This window comes from Asanoa sp. WMMD1127, from assembly GCF_029626225.1.
GTDB lineage: Bacteria > Actinomycetota > Actinomycetes > Mycobacteriales > Micromonosporaceae > Asanoa.
In genome coordinates this window covers 4,633,735-4,650,006 of record NZ_JARUBP010000001.1, presented here as the reverse complement: position 1 = coordinate 4,650,006, position 16,272 = coordinate 4,633,735, and the positions used below count along the sequence as shown (strand labels likewise).

General features: G+C 72.9%; 14 protein-coding genes. 1 reads left to right on the top strand and 13 read right to left on the bottom strand.

Features of this window, described 5'->3' with window-relative positions; genetic code table 11:
- Window positions 1–94: 94 nt before the first annotated feature.
- Window positions 95–2,110, top strand: a complete 2,016-nt coding sequence (locus O7635_RS22175; protein ID WP_278082368.1) for a hypothetical protein — start codon at window positions 95–97, stop codon at window positions 2,108–2,110.
- A gap of 54 nt (window positions 2,111–2,164) precedes the next feature.
- Here O7635_RS22175 and O7635_RS22170 read toward each other — a convergent pair whose 3' ends face one another.
- From O7635_RS22170 to ald, 13 genes are all read right to left on the bottom strand, one after another.
- Window positions 2,165–3,379, bottom strand: coding sequence for an alcohol dehydrogenase catalytic domain-containing protein (locus tag O7635_RS22170; RefSeq protein WP_278082367.1), 1,215 nt, complete (start codon window positions 3,377–3,379; stop codon window positions 2,165–2,167).
- 173 nt (window positions 3,380–3,552) lie between these two features.
- A complete protein-coding gene (locus tag O7635_RS22165) occupies window positions 3,553–4,896 on the bottom strand; it encodes an FAD-binding oxidoreductase (protein ID WP_278082366.1) in 1,344 nt (447 codons plus the stop codon).
- Between the two features lie 15 nt (window positions 4,897–4,911).
- Complete coding sequence (locus O7635_RS22160) at window positions 4,912–6,492, bottom strand: Na+/H+ antiporter (protein WP_278082365.1); 1,581 nt, start codon at window positions 6,490–6,492, stop codon at window positions 4,912–4,914.
- A gap of 416 nt (window positions 6,493–6,908) precedes the next feature.
- Window positions 6,909–7,442 carry an FUSC family protein gene (locus tag O7635_RS22155; protein ID WP_278082364.1) on the bottom strand — a complete coding sequence of 178 codons (534 nt, stop codon included), beginning with the start codon at window positions 7,440–7,442 and terminating at the stop codon, window positions 6,909–6,911.
- 25 nt (window positions 7,443–7,467) lie between these two features.
- A complete protein-coding gene (locus O7635_RS22150; protein ID WP_278082363.1) occupies window positions 7,468–7,881 on the bottom strand; it encodes an OsmC family protein in 414 nt (137 codons plus the stop codon).
- A 12-nt stretch (window positions 7,882–7,893) separates the two neighbouring features.
- On the bottom strand, window positions 7,894–9,282 hold the full coding sequence (gene der / locus O7635_RS22145; protein WP_278082362.1) for a ribosome biogenesis GTPase Der: 1,389 nt from the start codon (window positions 9,280–9,282) through the stop codon (window positions 7,894–7,896).
- Complete coding sequence (gene cmk, locus O7635_RS22140) at window positions 9,279–9,947, bottom strand: (d)CMP kinase (protein WP_278082361.1); 669 nt, start codon at window positions 9,945–9,947, stop codon at window positions 9,279–9,281. The genes der and cmk overlap by 4 nt, the downstream gene beginning before the upstream one ends.
- Before the next feature lie 47 nt (window positions 9,948–9,994).
- On the bottom strand, window positions 9,995–10,720 hold the full coding sequence (locus tag O7635_RS22135) for a pseudouridine synthase (RefSeq protein WP_278082360.1): 726 nt from the start codon (window positions 10,718–10,720) through the stop codon (window positions 9,995–9,997).
- Window positions 10,707–11,531, bottom strand: a complete 825-nt coding sequence (gene scpB, locus O7635_RS22130) for an SMC-Scp complex subunit ScpB (RefSeq protein WP_278085552.1) — start codon at window positions 11,529–11,531, stop codon at window positions 10,707–10,709. Before scpB ends, O7635_RS22135 begins: the two co-directional genes overlap by 14 nt.
- A gap of 518 nt (window positions 11,532–12,049) precedes the next feature.
- Entirely contained in the window at window positions 12,050–12,994 is a 945-nt protein-coding gene (locus O7635_RS22125; protein WP_278085551.1) for a ScpA family protein, read from the bottom strand.
- Window positions 12,995–13,131: 137 nt separating this feature from the next.
- On the bottom strand, window positions 13,132–14,061 hold the full coding sequence (locus O7635_RS22120; protein ID WP_278082359.1) for a ParA family protein: 930 nt from the start codon (window positions 14,059–14,061) through the stop codon (window positions 13,132–13,134).
- Window positions 14,062–14,175: 114 nt separating this feature from the next.
- Window positions 14,176–15,156: a site-specific tyrosine recombinase XerD gene (locus tag O7635_RS22115; protein ID WP_278085550.1), complete on the bottom strand. Its 981-nt coding sequence runs from the start codon at window positions 15,154–15,156 to the stop codon at window positions 14,176–14,178.
- Entirely contained in the window at window positions 15,153–16,268 is a 1,116-nt protein-coding gene (gene ald / locus O7635_RS22110; protein WP_278082358.1) for an alanine dehydrogenase, read from the bottom strand. Before ald ends, O7635_RS22115 begins: the two co-directional genes overlap by 4 nt.
- Window positions 16,269–16,272 lie beyond the last annotated feature (4 nt).

Genomic DNA, 16,272 nt, shown 5'->3' with positions numbered 1-16,272 from the left:
CGGGCGGAGTGTCCGGCTCGGGACCCGAGTGACGCGGGCCGACTACCGGGGGATGAGGATGAAGAGAAGAGCGCGGCTCGGTGCCGTGGCAGTGATGAGCGCCATGGGCCTGCTGGCCCAGGTCCCGGCGTTCGCGCGGGTCCAGACCCACATGAGCGGCACGGGCACGGACCAGTGCGCGACCACGGACGCGCCGGCCGCCGACCAGGCCGAACCGGCCGGCGACGGCGAGGTCCCCGTCGATCCCGCGCCGACCGACGTGCCGGTGCCGCCGCTGGCCGTGACCCCGCCCGCCGCCGCCTCCCCCGCTCCTGGCCTGGCCGTGCCGGCGCCCGCGCCGAGCGGCCAGCTTCCAGCGCCGACCCCGTCGGCGGCGCCCGCGGTGCCGGGCCTCACCGTCGACCCGTCGGCGACCGCGGCGCCCGCGGTGGCGCCGTCGGCCGTGGCGCCCGCGCCGACCGTCACCCCGGACCCGTCGGCCCCGCCGGTGCTGCTCGCGCCCGATGCCTCACCCACTCCGGAGCCGTCCGCGCCGGTCGACCCGCTGGCGCCCGAGGCCTCCGTGGCGCCGTCGACGCCGGTCGACCCGCTCGCGCCCGAGGCGACCGCGGACCCGTCTGCCCTGCCGGGTCCGTCCGGGTTGGCGGATCCGTCCGCGCTGCCGGGCCTGACGTTGCCGAGCGCCACGACTGTGCCCGGTCTGACCGTGCCGAACCCGAGCGCGGTGCCCGGCGGGACAGGCGGCGGCGTCCGCGTTCCGGGCGCGCAGCCGGCCGTGCCCGGCGCTCCTGACCCGCTGGCCGCGGGCGCGGGGGTGGCTGACCCGCTGGCCGTGGCACCTGACTCGCCGGCGGCGGGCGCCGTGGCGCCGGACCAACTGGCCGTCGCACCCGACCCGGTGACCGCGGGCGCCGGGGTGTCCGACCCACTGGCCGCGGCACCCGACCCGCTGGCCGCGGGCGCCGCGGTGCCGGACCCGATGGCCGTGGCACCCGACCCGCTCGCCGCCGGCGCCGCCACTCCTGAGCCGCTGCCCGTAGTCACGGCGACGCCCGACCCGGCACAGGCGCTGACCGACCCCGCTGCGGTGCCCACCGACCCGGCCCTGGCCCCGGCCGCGCCCGGTGCCGGCTACGGGGTCACCGCCACGCCCGAGCCGGTGCCGCCGCTGGCCGACGCCGTTCCGGCGCCCACCGATCCGGCCCTGGCCCCGGTCGCGCCAGGCGCCGCCCACGGTGTGACCGTCACGCCCGAGCCGTCGGGCCCGATCCCGAGCGCCCCGCCGGCCGCCGCCGCGGACCTCGGCACGCCGGTCGACCCCTACGCGAGCCCGGACGCCGTCGCGCCCGTCGCGCCGGCCCAGGGCTGGTCGGCGCAGCCGGACGACAACGGCTGGAGCCAGGACCCGGCGACCGGCCACGTCTGGGCCGGTGAGGGCCCGGCGGCCGGTGGCGCGCCGTCCGTCGACTCGTTCCAGGCGCCGACGGGCGACGCCTGCCAGCCGCCGGCCGACCCCTACACCGACCCGCACGCGGAGATGTGGACCGACCCCTACGGCCACGGCTACAGCGAGGGCTACGACGCGGGCTACCAGGCGGCGCTGGAGGAGTTCGGCCTGGCCGAGCCGGAGTACCAAGCCGAGGAGTACTACGAGGAGCCGCAGTCCGAGGCGCCGCAGACCCAGGAGCCGCAGACCTGGCACGAGCCGGCGCCGCAGACCCAGGAGCCGCAGACCTGGCACGAGCCGGCGCCGCAGCAGGCCGAGCCGCAGTACGTACCGCAGCAGTCCTATGCGGACGACCCACCGCGACACGAGCCGGCACCGCAGCACGAGCCGGCCGCGGCCGAGCCGGTGCAGGTCGCGCCCGCGCCGGTCGATCCGGCCGAGCCCGGGGCGGCCGAAGAGCCCGCCCCGGCCGAGCCGATCCAGGTGATCGAGCCCACCCGCACCGAAGAGCCCGGCGCGATCAGCTGGCTGCCCAGCGCCGCGGGCCGCGACAGCGACGCCGAGGCGGCGCCGGCCAAGAAGGCCACCAAGACCAAGGCGGCCAAGGCCGCCAAGGCCAAGACCGCGAAGACCGCGAAGGCGGCCAAGCCCGCGGTCGGCTAGACCCGCACTCCCGCCGCCCGCGGTCGCCGTCCGGCGCCGCGGGCGGCGACTGTCTCAGGCCGCCGGCGTGACGGCCACCTTGAGCCAGCCGGGGCTGCGCCGGTCGAACTCGCGGTAGGCGGTCAGCGCGTCGGTCAGCGGCTCGTGCTGGGTGAGGATCCGCTCGGGGTCGACCGCGCCCTGCTCCACCATGGACAGCAACCGCGGGATGTAGCGCGGATGGTTGGCGTTGCCCATGTTGACCTTGAGGTTGCGGTTCATCGCGGCGCCGATCGGGAAGAACCGGTCGGTCGTCGGATAGACCCCGACGATGCCGAGCGTGCCGGCCTTGGCGAGGCTCTCCACCGCCCACTCGCCGACCTGCGACGGCGCGTCGCCCGGTTGCCACTGGCCGTCGTGCGCGTTGGTCACCGGCGCGATCTCCCGCAGCTCGTCGCGGTGCACGGCGTCGTGGGCCCGGGCCTGCGCCGCCGCCGGCCCCGCCTGGGCGCTCTGCGCGTCCACGCCCACCGCGTCGATCGCCCTGTCCGGACCGATTCCCAGGGTCAGGTCGAGCAGCGCCTCGACCGGGTCCTCCTCGTCGAAGTTCACGACCTCGGCGCCCAGCGCCCGGGCCCGTTCGAGGCGGTCCGGGTGGTGGTCGACCGCGATGACGCGGTTGGCGCCGCGTTGGAACGCCGACAGGATCGCGAACTGCCCGACCGGGCCGCAGCCGAAGACGGCGACCACGTCGCCGTCGGAGACGTTGGCGATCACCGCGCCGAAGTAGCCGGTCGGGTAGATGTCGGACAGCGGGATCGCCTGGTCGTCGGAGACGGAGTCCGGCAGCGTGAACATGTTGGTGTGCGCGCACGGCACCCGGATGTATTCGGCCTGCGTGCCGTCGAACGGACCCATCGCGGCCGGCGAGCCGTAGGACGCCGTACCCGACCGCCGGCCGGCGGGGTTGATCTCGTCGCACTGGGCGAAATAGCCGGCGCGGCAGTAGACGCACGAGCCGCAGCCCAGCACCGCGGAGAGCAGGACCCGCTCGCCGGGCACGTGGTTGCGCACGCCCTGACCGACCTCCTCGACCACACCGACGCCCTCGTGCCCGAGGATCGTCCCGGGCCGCATGCCGGGGGCCGTACCGCGCACGAAGTGCAGGTCCGTGCCACAGATGGCCGCGGTGGTGATCCGCACGATCGCGTCGGACGGTGTCTCCAGCTTCGGATCGGCCACGTTGTCCACGCGGATGTCGCCCACGCCGTGGAACACGACGCCTCTCATCGTCGACCGCCTCTCGAATCGGGTTTCGGGGCGGGCCGACCGCATCACGTCGACGGGGCGCGATGGGCGGGCCCGTCTCCCCCACCATGTCACGCCCCTGCCCACCGTTCCGGCGATTGGGCGAAGGTCGTCGCCGGTCGCGCCCTCCCAACGTTAGGAACGGGCCGTTCCTTTCACGGTGACCACCAGCCGAGCGTGACGCCGTCCGGGTCGTAGCGGCGGCGCACCTGGCCGAGCCGTTCGCGGATGTCGTCGGGCCAGCAGGCCGCGACCCGCTCCGGGGTGATCGGCTGGGTCACCACGTTGGCGTTGTTGACCTCGGAGATCCAGGGTGCCGCCACGCTGTCCCAGTGCGCGGCCGCCGCGGGCGCCACGGTGTCGAACAGCTCGGGCTGGGCGCAGACGAGCGCGGCCGCGTACTCCGACTCGCGCCCGCCAACTGCCGAGCCGCCCGGCACGTCGCGGGCGGTGGCCGCCCCGAGGTGGCGCAGCTCGCCGGCGAAGAACGGCGAGTCGCCCGTCAGCGCCGACAGGAAGACGGTCGCGAAGCCCTGGTCGACCCGGTCGACCATCGTTCCGTGCAGGTACGCCGGGATCGGGTCGGTCGGGTCGTTGTGGATGCGGCCCAGCTGGGTGGCCGGCAGCTCGCCCAGCATGTCGAGGTAAACCGGCGCGGCCGCGCGCAACGGCGCCACGAGCCGCTCCCCCTCGACCGGGTCGCCGGGGAACGCGAACCGCACGCTGAGCAGCCGCCGGCCCCGCATCGGCTCGGGCACCTCGAGCAGCGGCGGGTACGCGGCCGCCTGGACGCTCGTGGTCACCCGGTCGTCGGCCCCGTCGGTCCAGTCGACCCACGCCCGCAGCATCCGCTCGATGTCAGGACTGTCCACGAAGAACGATCCACCGTAGACAGACGTGAGCTCGACGAGTCGCAACCGCATCTCGGTCACCACGCCGAGGCCGAACTTGCCGCCGCGCAGCGCCCAGAACAGGTCCGGGTTGCGATGCTCGTCCGCCTCGACGACCTCGCCGGTGCCCGTCACGACCGTGAAGCCGATGGCGTAGTCGGAGCTGAACCCGTGGCTGCGGGCGAGCGGACCGACGCCACCACCGAGCAGGTAGCCCACCGCGCCCACCACCGGCGAGGAACCCGTGACCGGGGCCAGCCCGTAGGCGGCCGCGGCCTCGACCACGGCCGTCCAGCGCACGCCGGCGCCAACCGCCACCGTCCGGGTCTCGGGGTCGACGCGCACGTGGTCGAGACGTGCGGTGGTCAGCAGGAGGCCCGAGTCGATCGGCTTCTCCAACCCGTGTCCGGTGCTCTGCACAGACACCCGCAGGCCGGCCGCGCGGGCGAACCGCACCGCCTCCACGACGTCCGCGACCGAGCCGGCCGCGACCACCACGTCCGGGCTGGGCTGGAGGGCCAGGTTGAAACCGGCCGCCGCGGCGGCGAAACCGTCGTCGCCGCGTTCGTACACCGTGCCGCCGACCTTGTCGGCTAGGTTCGTGCTCATCTGCTGGCTCCTTTCTCAGTCGTTCTGCGGCGGCCCCAGCAGCGCCAGTTCCGTCGCGTCGAGTCCCGCCTGCAACTCGCGCATGACGATGTCGTCGATCTCCCGCCGGTCGCGCATCGCGGTCACCGCGAGCCGCTCGTGCTCCAGCACCCCGAGCCGCAGCCGCCGCTCGAGCTGCTCGGCGTTGGTGAGCTCGGCGCGCCCGTCGCCGCCGCGCGCCTCGTTGGCCGCCGCCTCGTAGTCGGCCCGCACCCGGTCGGTCATGAAGGCGGGCGCGTGCAACGAGCGGGCCACCGCCGGCAGCGCGGCCAGGCCGGCTTCGGCGGCGCGGACCCGGGCGTGCCGGGCCTCGTCGATCCGGGCGCGGTCGCCGGCCAGCCCGGCCCAGCGGGCCACCATCGGCAGAGTCAGGCCCTGCAGCAGGATCGTCACCAGGATCACGATCGAGGTGACGAAGACGATCAGATCCCGATCCGGGTACGGCGTGCCGTCGCTCAGCACGGAGGGCACCGCCAGGGCGGCGGCCAGCGATACGGCGCCACGGAAGCCGGCCCAGCCGTACGCCGTGCGGACCTTCCAGTTGAGACGCCGGGTGCGCTGCACCGCCCGCCGGTCGAAGATGCGGATCAGCACGGCCATCAGGTGGATCCAGACCAGCCTGGTGACGATGACGACCGCGGCGGCGGCGAACGCGATGCCCACCGCCCGACTCATTTGATCGCCGTCGATCCGCCGGGCGGCGGCGGGGATCTGGAGGCCGACGAGCACGAAGAGGCTGCCGTTGACGATGAAGGTGGAGAGGTTCCAGAAGGCGAACGCCTGCACCCGGGACCGGGCCCGGATGACCCGCGGTCCGGCGTACGAGATGACGAGCCCGACCACGACGACCGCGACGACCCCGCTGGCATGGATGAGCTCGCCCACGAAGAACGCCGCGAACGGGGTGAGGATCGACAGGCCGCCCTCGCGCAGCGGGTCGTCGATGCGGCGGCGGATCCAGATCAGGAAGCCCCCGGTGACCAGGCCGGCGATCAGGCCGCCGACGATCGACCAGATCAGGTCCCCGGTGATCGCGAGGAGGCTGGGCGAGGTGCCGTCGACCAGCATGCCGACGGCGACCGCGAACAGCACGAGGGCCGTACCGTCGTTGATCAGGCTCTCGGCCCGCAGGGTGGTGAGGTTGCGCCGGGGCATCCGCTTGGCCAGGCCGGCCACGGCGGCCGCGTCCGTCGGCGCCAGCACCGCACCGAGGATCCAGGCGGCGGCCGCGGCGACGCCGATCGCCTGCAGCGAGTAGGACAGGATGACCATGGTTGCAATGACCAGGCCGATGGCGGACAGCAAGATGACCCTGATATTGGCCCGGATCTCGCGCAGGCTGGTGTTGAGGCTCTCCCAGTAGAGAATGCCCGGGAGGAAGATCAACAGGACCGCGGAGGCCGGCAACCGGATGTCGGAGAGCTGGGGAATGAGGGCCAGCAGCGCACCCATGACGATCAGGAGTACGGGCGGGGCCACGCTGTAACGGCGCCCGATGGTGGTGCCGACGATGACCGTCGCGGCCAGCGTGACGACCACCAACAACCCTTCCAACACCGCTTCTCCCCCCGCACGCGTGCTGGACCCGAGTCCAGAATGCCGCGAAAGGGACGATGACCAGATGTGATCTCGCGCAAGCGCACCGTCGCCGCACCGGCTGGGTCTGGCGACCGCCAGCCGTGGCCGCGCACGCCGGATGCGAGCCCGCGCGGGGATGCGGGCCGGGCGCTGGCCCACGCGGGGATGCGGGCCGGGCGCTGGCCCGCGCGGGGATGCGAGCCGGGCGCCGGCCCGCGCGCGGATGCGAGCCGGGCGCCGGCCCGCGCGCGGATGCGAGCCGGGCGCCAGCCCGCGCGCGGATGCGAGCCGGGCGCCAGCCCGCGCGCGGATGCGAGCCGGGCGCCAGCCCGCGCGCGGATGCGAGCCGGGCGCCGGCCGGCGCGCCGAATGCGGGCATGAGGGGCGGTCGAGGTTCAGCGGAGGTGTGAGTGGATCAACCGGAGGGAGAGCCAGGCCGTGGCCACTCCGACCACGGCGCCGATCACGGTGTCGGCGAGGCGGAGGATGGGCTGCTGCCACGGGGCTGCCGGACTGATCGCCGCCACCACCAGCACCACCGCCGTGGTGATGGCGGCTGTGGTGGCGTCGCCGCGGCGGCCGAGGAGGAGGCCGACCAGGGCCGAGAGGCCGATCAGCAGGCCGAAGGCCCACAGGTGGAACGGCAGGAAGACCAGGTAGACCAGGCAGATCACGAAGCTGATCAAGGTGGCCGACAGGCGGGACAGGCCGGCGGACAGGCTGTCGCGGAAGGTGGCCCGGCTCACGAAGATCGTCGAGAGCGCGGCCCACATCCCGCCGAGCAGGTCGCTGTCGCGGCTGTCGACGTAGACCTGGGTGAAGACGTCGCTGGCCAGCCAGAAGGTCAGCACGCTGGCCAGGCCCAGCACGGTGCTCTCGACGATCGCCACCCGGGCCTGCCCCGGCGTGGGCGCCCGCCATCCCGGCATGCCCGCAGGCTACCGCCGGGAAGCGTTACGCCGTCAGGGTTCCCGGAATCTCGACGTCTACTGTGGTCTGCTCGCGCAGCGCGGTGCTGACCGTGCAGTGCCGCTCGTGCACCCGCTCCGCGACGGCGCGGAACACCGGCTCGGCCTCGGCGTCGTCGGGCGGCAGGGTCACGTCGTACGTCATGGTGATCGATCCGAGCCGGTTGGGTTTGACCTTCTCCGCCTCGAGCACCGCGGCCAGCCGGGCCAGCCGGTGCCCGCGCTGGGCGGTCAGCGGCTCGACCGTGACGATGTTGCAGCCGCCGAGCGCCGCCAGCAGCAGCTCGACCGGCGTGAAGTCGGCGCCGTCCTTGGTGCCGAAGCGGATCTCGGCGCCGCGCCCGTTGCGGGCGACGTAGCCGCCGTCGTCGGTGCGCTCGACCTCAACGTGGTAACCCATCGTTGGATCATGTCACCCGTGCGCGCGACCCCGGCCGCCCGGCCCGGTCTTCTTGCGCGGCTTGACCGTCACCGACACCGGGCTGCCCTCGAAGCCGAACTCCTCGCGGAGGCGGCGCTCGACGAAGCGCTGGTAGCCGGCGTCAAGCGGGCCGGTGGTGAACAGCACGAAGCGCGGCGGCCGGGTGCCGGCCTGGGTGGCGAAGAGCACGCGCGGCGCCCGCCCGCCCCGGACGGGGTGCGGCGTCTCCTGCACGAGGGCGGCCAGCCACTGGTTGAGCTGGCCGGTCGGCACGCGGGTCTCCCACGACGCGAGCGCCTTGCGCAGCGCCGGAGCCAGCTTGTCGACCGCCCGGCCGGTCTTGGCCGAGATGTTGACCCGGATCGCCCACGGGATGCGCTTGAGCTCGCGGTCGATCTCGCGCTCGAGCTGGTAGCGCCGGTCGTCGTCGACCAGGTCCCACTTGTTGAACGCGATGACCAGGGCCCGCCCGGCCTCGACGACCATCGACAGGATCCGCTGGTCCTGCTCGCTGATCGGCTCGGACGCGTCGAGCAGCACGACGGCCACCTCGGCGGCCTCGATCGCGCCGGCGGTACGCAGGGACGCGTAATATTCGGTGCCGCTGGCGTGACTGACCCGCTTGCGCAGGCCCGCGGTGTCGACCAGCTGCCAGGTCTCGCCGCCGATGCCCACCAGCGAGTCGACCGGGTCGACGGTGGTGCCGGCGACCGAGTCGACGACCGCCCGCTCCTCCTTGGCCAGCTTGTTGAGCAACGAGGACTTGCCGACGTTGGGGCGGCCGACCAGGGCCACCCGGCGCGGGCCGCGCGGCCCCTCCTCCTGGATGCGCGGCGCGGGGGCCGGCATCGCGTCGAGGATCAGGTCGAGCAGGTCGCCGCTGCCCCGGCCGTGCAGGGCGGAGATGGGGTGCGGCTCGCCGAGGCCGAGCGACCAGAGCGAGACGGCCTCCATCTCGATCGTCTGGTTGTCGGCCTTGTTGGCGATCAGGATCACCGGCTTGTTGCTGCGCCGGAGCATCCGCACCGCGGCCTCGTCGACGTCGGTGGCGCCGACGGTGGCGTCGACCACGAACAGCACCACGTCGGCGGTCTGCACGGCGATCTCGGCCTGGGTGGCGATGGCCCGGGCCCGGTCGCGGGCGTCGGGCTCCCAGCCGCCGGTGTCGACGACCGTGAACTGCCGGCCGTTCCACTGGGCGTCGTAGGGCACCCGGTCGCGGGTCACGCCCGGCGTGTCCTCGACGACGGCCTGGCGCCGGCCGATGATCCGGTTGACCAATGTGGACTTGCCGACGTTGGGGCGGCCGACGACGGCCACCACGGGCACCGGGCCGTCGGCAGTGTCCACGTCGGACACTTCCGGGTAGGAGGAGGTCATGCCGTCACCATGGCGCGCAACCGCTCGACGACCTCGTCGATGCCCATCGTCGTGGTGTCCAGCGCGACCGCGTCGGGCGCCTGCTGGAGCGGGTCGGTGGCCCGGGTCGAGTCGAGCGTGTCGCGGCGCAGCAGGTCGGCGTGGGTGTCGTCGACGGACGCGGCGGTCTCCAGCGAACGGCGCCGGGCCCGGGCGTCGGCCGACGCGGTCAGATAGACCTTGAGGTCGGCGTCGGGCGCCACCACGGCGCCGATGTCGCGGCCCTCGACCACGATCCGGCCGGCCGCGTCGATCAACGCGCGCTGCTCGGCGACCAGGAGCTGGCGCACGGCGGGAACGGCCGCCACCGCGGACACCGCGGCGGTCACCTCGGGGCCGCGGATGTCGGCGTCGACGTCGACCCCGTCGGCCCGCACGTGCGGCGCGGCCGGGTCGGTGCCGATCACCAGGTCGAGCGCCCCGGCCACCTTGGCGATGCCCTCGGTGTCGGTCAGGTCGACGCCGTAGCGCAGCACGGCCCAGGTCACCGCCCGGTACATGGCGCCGGTATCGAGGTACTGCGCGTCCAGGGCGGTCGCCAGCCGCCGGGAAACGGTGGATTTGCCGGAACCCGACGGTCCGTCCACGGCCACCACGCACCGACCGTTCGCCAACTCGTCTGCCACCGTTCCTCCTCGCGCCGTCGGCTCCTATTCTGCCTGGTCGGGCAGAATCACTCGCCGACGGCCTTGAACAGTGCCCCGACCTCGGCGTTCGTGAGGCGCCTGGTGCGGCCCGGCTTGAGGTCACCGAGCCGGATCGGCCCGATCGCGGTGCGCACGAGCCGGTTGACCGGGTGCCCGACCGCGTCCATCAGCCGCCGCACGATCCGGTTGCGCCCCTCGTGGATCACGACCTCGATCTGCGCCGACCGGCCGAACGCGTCGATGAGCCGGAACTTGTCGACCTTGGCCGGCCCGTCGTCGAGCTCGACGCCGGCCAGGAGCTGCCGGCCGACCGACCGGGGCAGCGGGCCCGGCACTTCGAGCACGTAGGTCTTCGGCACTCCGTACGACGGATGCATCAGCTTGTGGGCCAGTGACCCGTCGTTGGTCAGCAGCAGCAGCCCCTCGGAGTCGGTGTCGAGGCGGCCGACGTGGTAAACCCGCTGGTCGACCCGATCGAGGAACTCGGCCAGGGCGGTGCGCCCCTTCTCGTCGGCCATGGTCGACACGACGCCACGCGGCTTGTTGAAGGCCAGGTAGACCAGGTTCTGGTCGACGATCACCCGCTGCCCGTCGACGTAGATCTCCGCCGTGTCCGCGTCGACCTTGTCACCCAGCTGGGCGACCTTGCCGTCCACGGTCACCCGACCACGGAAGATCAGGTCCTCACAGGCCCGGCGGGACCCCACACCGGCGCTGGCCAGCACCTTCTGCAGGCGCTCAGCGTTCGCCATCTGCCACCTCGTCGACGTCGTCCGGAAGGAACGGCGCCAGGTCGGGTAGCTGGTCGACCGAGTCGAGGCCGAGCTTCTCCAGGAACAACGCCGTCGTCCGGTAAAGGTACGCGCCCGTCTCCGGCTCCGTGCCGGCCTCCTCGATCAGACCGCGCGAGGTGAGCGTGCGCACAACGCCGTCGCAGTTCACACCCCGGATCGCGGAGATCCGGCCGCGGGTGACGGGCTGCTTGTAGGCGATCACCGCCAACGTCTCCAGCGCGGCCTGGGTCAGCCGCACGGACTGGCCGTCGAGGACGAAACGCTCGACATAGCCCGCGTACTGGGGGCGCGTGTAAAGCCGCCACCCCCCGGCGGCGCGGCGCAGCTCGAACCCGTGCCCGTCCCGGGTGTAGCCCGCCGAGATCGCCTCCAGGGCCGCGGCCACGCGTTCGGTGGGCTGCTCGAGGACCTGGGCCAGCACGATCTCCTGCACGGGCTCGTCGACGACGAGCATGATCGCCTCCAACGCGCCGCGCAGCTCATCCTCATCGATCATGGCCACGGCGGCGGGTGAATCCCCATCGGATACGCGCGCCGTCGCGGGACCGGCGGCCTCGGCCGCACTCCGGTCCGTGGCGGCCGCGGCCTGGGCGAGGTCGGCGGTGTCCGATGGCGCCTCGGCCAGCGGGTCCTGGTCTTCGATCCGGGTGAGGTCTTCGACCGAGCCGATGGCCTGGGCCGCCTCGACCGTCTCGGCCTCGGCCGCCAGCTCCGGCTCCGCCGGCTGAGCCGCGCGCGCCGCCTCGACCGTCTCGGCCTCGGTCTCCAGATCCGGCTCGCCGGTCGGCGCGGGATCCGCTGTGCCGTCGGACTCGGCGGCGGAAACTTGCTCTTCTCGATCTGCCGACGAGTCGGACAAATCGGATTTGCTCGGGTGGCTGGAAGAGGAAGGAGTGGCGAGGAGACCTTGCGCCGCCTTCTCTTCGGTAGCCAGCTCTGGCTCCGTCGCCTGGGCAGCCTCAATCGTCTCGGCCTCAGCCGCTAGCTCGGACAGCCCGGCCGGCTGCGGCTCAGCTGCGTCGCCGACTTCGGTAGTGCCCGATTGCCCAGCCCCGCCCTCGACACTGGCCGACTGCCCATCCCCGCCCTCGGCAATGGCCGGCTGCCTATCCTCACCTTCGGACAAATCCGAAATGTCGGATGCAGCCGGAGAAGGAGGTGTGCCCTTGGAAGCCGGTTCGTCCGCCTCCGGCTTGGCGGGGCGGGCTCGTTCCCACGGGGGAACCCAGGCTGCGGCCTGTTCCGCCAGGGAGGCCTCGCGGCTCGGCTCGGCGCCGCCGCGGTCGGTCATTTCGGCTGCTCCTCAGATTGTGCCGTTTGCTCCGCATCAAGCGGCTCCCCCGCTTCACGCGGCTGCTCCGCGTCAGACGGCGCCCCCGCTCCAGGCGGCTGGTCCGGTTGGGTCGGCTGCTCCGGCGTACCCGCGTATTCGTCGACCTTGATTTCGACGTTTTTGTCTCCGCCGATCCAGCGGACCGTCAGCTCCCCCAACGCCTGCACCTGCTCAAACCCGATCAGGTTCTCCCGATAGAGTTCCAGCAACGCCAGGAACCGAGCGACCACCTCCAGCGTGCTCTGACAATCCAGTGTCAGCACCTGGAACGTCGCCGTGCCGGAGCGGCGGATGCGGTCCCGCAGGATGATCGCGTGCTCGCGGACGCTGACCTTCACGTCGTGGATGTGGGCGATCGAGACCGTCTGCGCGCCGGCCGACTTCGGGGTCATCGCTTTGATCGCCAGTTTCAGCAGGCGGTCGGGGCCGATGCCGAGGACGAGTTCGGGGAGCGCCTCCGCGTAGCGCGGCTCCAGGGTCACCGCCCGCGGGTAGCGGCGGGCGCCTTCCTGCTCGAGCACCGCGATGTGGGCCGCCGCCTCCTTGAACGCCTTGTATTGCAGGAGGCGCGCGAACAGCAGGTCGCGGGCCTCGAGCAGGGCCAGGTCCTCTTCGTTCTCGACCGACGCGGCGGGCAGCAGGCGGGCGGCCTTGAGGTCGAGCAGCGTCGCGGCCACGACCAGGAACTCGCTGGCCTCGTCGAGGGGCCAGTCGTCGCCCATCGCGCGGATGTAGGCGATGAACTCGTCGGTGACCCGGCTCAGCGCCACCTCGGTGACGTCGAGCTTGTGCTTGCCGATCAACTGCAGCAGGAGGTCGAACGGGCCGGTGAAGTTGGCCAGCCGCACGGTGAAGCCGGTGGTCGGCGCGTCGGCCGAGGCAACGGCATCAGCCGGCACCGTCCCCGAGACGACGACGGGCGACAGGTCAGCCGCGCCGGGTTCACTCACCGTTCGACCGTAGTCCACCGCCGGAACGGCGACGTTCACGCCCACACCTCACGAACACCATCAGCACCAGCGACAACGACCGAAGATCACCGCTCGGACTGGGCGGCGATGACCTCTCGAGCGAGCTGACGGTAGTTGCGGGCACCGGACGACGCCGGGTCGAGGGTGGTGATCGGCGCGCCGGCCACCGTCGACTCGGGGAACTTCACCGTCTTGGTGATCACGGTCTGGTAGACCTTGTCGCCGAACGCCTCGACCACACGCTGCAGCACCTGGCGGCAGTGGGTGGTGCGGCTGTCGTACATGGTCGCCAGAATGCCCTCGAGCTCGAGGTCGAAGTTGAGCCGCTCGCGGACCTTGTCGATCGTGTCGAGCAGCAACGCGACGCCCCGCAGGCTGAAGAACTCGCACTCCAGCGGAATCAGCACGCCGTGGGCCACGGTCAGCGCGTTGATCGCCAGCAGGCCGAGCGACGGCTGGCAGTCGATCAGGATGAAGTCGTATTCCTTGCGCACGGACCGCAGCACGCGGGCCAGCGCCATCTCGCGCGCGACCTCGTTGACGAGCTGGATCTCGGCGGCCGACAGGTCGATGTTGGCCGGCAGCAGGTGCAGGCCGGCGACGTCCGTCTTGATCAGCACGTCCTCGGCGGTCACGTCGTCCTGCATGAGCAGGTTGTAGACGGACAGGTCGAGGTTGTGCGGGTTGACGCCGAGGCCGACCGAGAGGGCGCCCTGCGGGTCGAAGTCGACGAGCAGCACGCGGCGGCCGTATTCGGCGAGCGCGGCGCCCAGGTTGATGGTCGACGTGGTCTTGCCCACGCCGCCCTTCTGGTTGGCCAGCGCGATGATCCGCGCCGGGCCGTGCCGGTCGGTCGGCATCGGCTCGGGGATCGGCTTGCGCATCGTGTAGGCCGCCGGGTCGGCGGGGCCGAGCTCCGCGCCGAGATCGAGCGCAGACTGCTGCTCGCGGAGCTGCGAGGTCCATGCCTCGGCACGGTCACCGTTGCCAGCCATGTCCCTGCCTACCCCCTCCCGACGAACGTCCCGCGCCGGAGCCCCGACTGTACGCCACGTCCCACGAGCCCCGGGTGCACCATATCGGCGTGTCGACACGCCAAGAAGCGCGTGTCAGCTATGTGCCCGCGGATGAGCGGTGGCGTAGACCTCGCGCAGCCGTTCCACCGTGACCAACGTGTATACCTGCGTCGTGGTCACGGACGCGTGCCCGAGCAGTTCCTGGACCACCCGAACGTCGGCGCCGCCGTCGAGCAGATGCGTCGCGTACGAGTGCCGCAGGGTGTGCGGCGAGACCGCCCGGGCGCCGTCGACCGGCAGCCCCGCGACGCCGGCCGCCTTGCGCAGGATCGCCCACGCGCTCTGCCGGGACAGCGGGCCGCCCCGCGCGTTGACGAACACGGAAGGTGTCCCGCGGCCGGCGGCGACGAGCCCGGGCCGGGCCCGCACGAGGTACGCGTCGAGCGCCGCGCGCGCATAGCCGCCGACCGGCACGATCCGGGTCCGCCCACCCTTGCCGTGCAACGTCACGGCGCCCGCGGACAGGTCGAGGTCGTCGACCGCCGCGCCGACGGCCTCGGAGATCCGCGCGCCGGTGCCGTAGAGGAACTCCAGCAACGCCCGGTCGCGCAGCTCCAGCGGCCCGTCGCCGCCGACCGAGTCCAGCAGGCGCAGCACCTCGTCGACCTCGAGGGCCTTGGGCAGCCGGCGGGGCAGGCTGGGCGGCTTCACGTCGCGGCTGGCGTCGTCGGCGACCAGGCCCTCGCGTACCGCGAACCGGTGCAGGCCGCGGACCGCGGAGGTGGCCCGGGCCGCGGAGGCCGCCGACAGCGGCGGGTGCGCCTCGTCGCCGTCGCGCAGCGCCGCCACGTGCCCCGCGATTTCGGCCGGCGTCGTCGCCGCGAGGTCCTCGACCCCGCGCGCGGCCAGCGTCACGAGATAGCGATCCAGATCACGGCGGTACGACGCGAGCGTGTTGCCGGAGAGTCCACGCTCGACGGTGAGGTGGTCGAGGTAGGTGCGGACCGCGCGCCGCAGCGCCGGTGCGGGCTCGGGCCCGTCACCGGCGCCGGACGTCGCGGTCGAGGAGGTCAGGCCAGCGCCTCCGCGAGCGGGAGGTGCTTCATGCCGTGGGCCTCGGCGACCGGGCCGTAGGTGACCTGGCCGTCGTAGGTGTTGAGGCCCAGGGCGAGGGCGGGGTCACGGCGCAGCGCGTCGCGCCAGCCGCGGTTGGCGAGCTCCAGCGCGTACGGCAGCGTGACGTTGGTCAGCGCGTACGTGCTGGTGTGCGGCACCGCGCCCGGCATGTTGGCCACGCAGTAGAACATCGACTCGTGGACCTTGTAGGTCGGGTCGGCGTGCGTGGTCGGGCGCGAGTCCTCGAAGCAGCCGCCCTGGTCGATCGAGATGTCGACCAGCACGCTGCCGGGCTTCATCCGGCTGACCAGCTCGTTGGAGATCAGCGTCGGCGCCTTGGCCCCGGGGACCAGCACTGCGCCGATCACCATGTCGGCGTCGAGCACGGCCCGCTCGACCTCGTAGGCGTTGGACGCGACGGTCTGCAGGTGGCCCTGGTAGATCGCGTCGGCCTGGCGCAGCTTGTTGATGTTGCGGTCGAGCAGCAGCACCTCGGCCTGCATGCCGAGCGCTATGGCGGCGGCGTTCATGCCGGAGACGCCGGCGCCGATGACGACGACCTTGGCCGCGTAGACGCCGGAGACGCCGCCCATCAGGATGCCGCGCCCACCGCCCTGGCGCATCAGGGTGTACGCGCCGACCTGCGGGGCCAGCCGACCGGCGACCTCCGACATCGGGGCGAGCAGCGGGAGCGCGCGGTCGGCGGTCTCGACGGTCTCGTAGGCGATGCCGGTGACCTTGCGGTCGATCAGCGCGTCGGTGCACTCCTTGGACGCGGCGAGGTGCAGGTAGGTGAAGAGCACCTGGCCCGCGCGCATCCGGTGGTGCTCCTCGGCGATCGGCTCCTTGACCTTGAGGATCAGGTCGGCGGTGCCCCAGACCTCGTCGGGCCCGGGCAGGATCGTGGCGCCGGCGGCGGCGAACTCGTCGTCGGTGATGGACGAGCCGAGACCGGCGCCGGACTCGACGAAGACCTCGTGGCCCGCGCGGGCGAACTCGTGGACGCCTGCCGGCGTGATCGCCACGCGGTACTCGTGGTTCTTCACCTCGCGTGGGATTCCGACCTTCACATCG

Excerpts from the sequence above, each read along its gene's own strand:
- O7635_RS22175 (WP_278082368.1), top strand. The coding sequence starts at position 95 with ATGAGCGCCATGGGCCTGCTGGCCCAGGTCCCGGCGTTCGCGCGGGTC.
- O7635_RS22170 (WP_278082367.1), bottom strand. The coding sequence starts at position 3,379 with ATGAGAGGCGTCGTGTTCCACGGCGTGGGCGACATCCGCGTGGACAAC.
- O7635_RS22165 (WP_278082366.1), bottom strand. The coding sequence starts at position 4,896 with ATGAGCACGAACCTAGCCGACAAGGTCGGCGGCACGGTGTACGAACGC.
- O7635_RS22155 (WP_278082364.1), bottom strand. The coding sequence starts at position 7,442 with ATGCCGGGATGGCGGGCGCCCACGCCGGGGCAGGCCCGGGTGGCGATC.
- O7635_RS22150 (WP_278082363.1), bottom strand. The coding sequence starts at position 7,881 with ATGGGTTACCACGTTGAGGTCGAGCGCACCGACGACGGCGGCTACGTC.
- der (WP_278082362.1), bottom strand. The coding sequence starts at position 9,282 with ATGACCTCCTCCTACCCGGAAGTGTCCGACGTGGACACTGCCGACGGC.
- O7635_RS22135 (WP_278082360.1), bottom strand. The coding sequence starts at position 10,720 with ATGGCGAACGCTGAGCGCCTGCAGAAGGTGCTGGCCAGCGCCGGTGTG.
- O7635_RS22120 (WP_278082359.1), bottom strand. The coding sequence starts at position 14,061 with ATGGCTGGCAACGGTGACCGTGCCGAGGCATGGACCTCGCAGCTCCGC.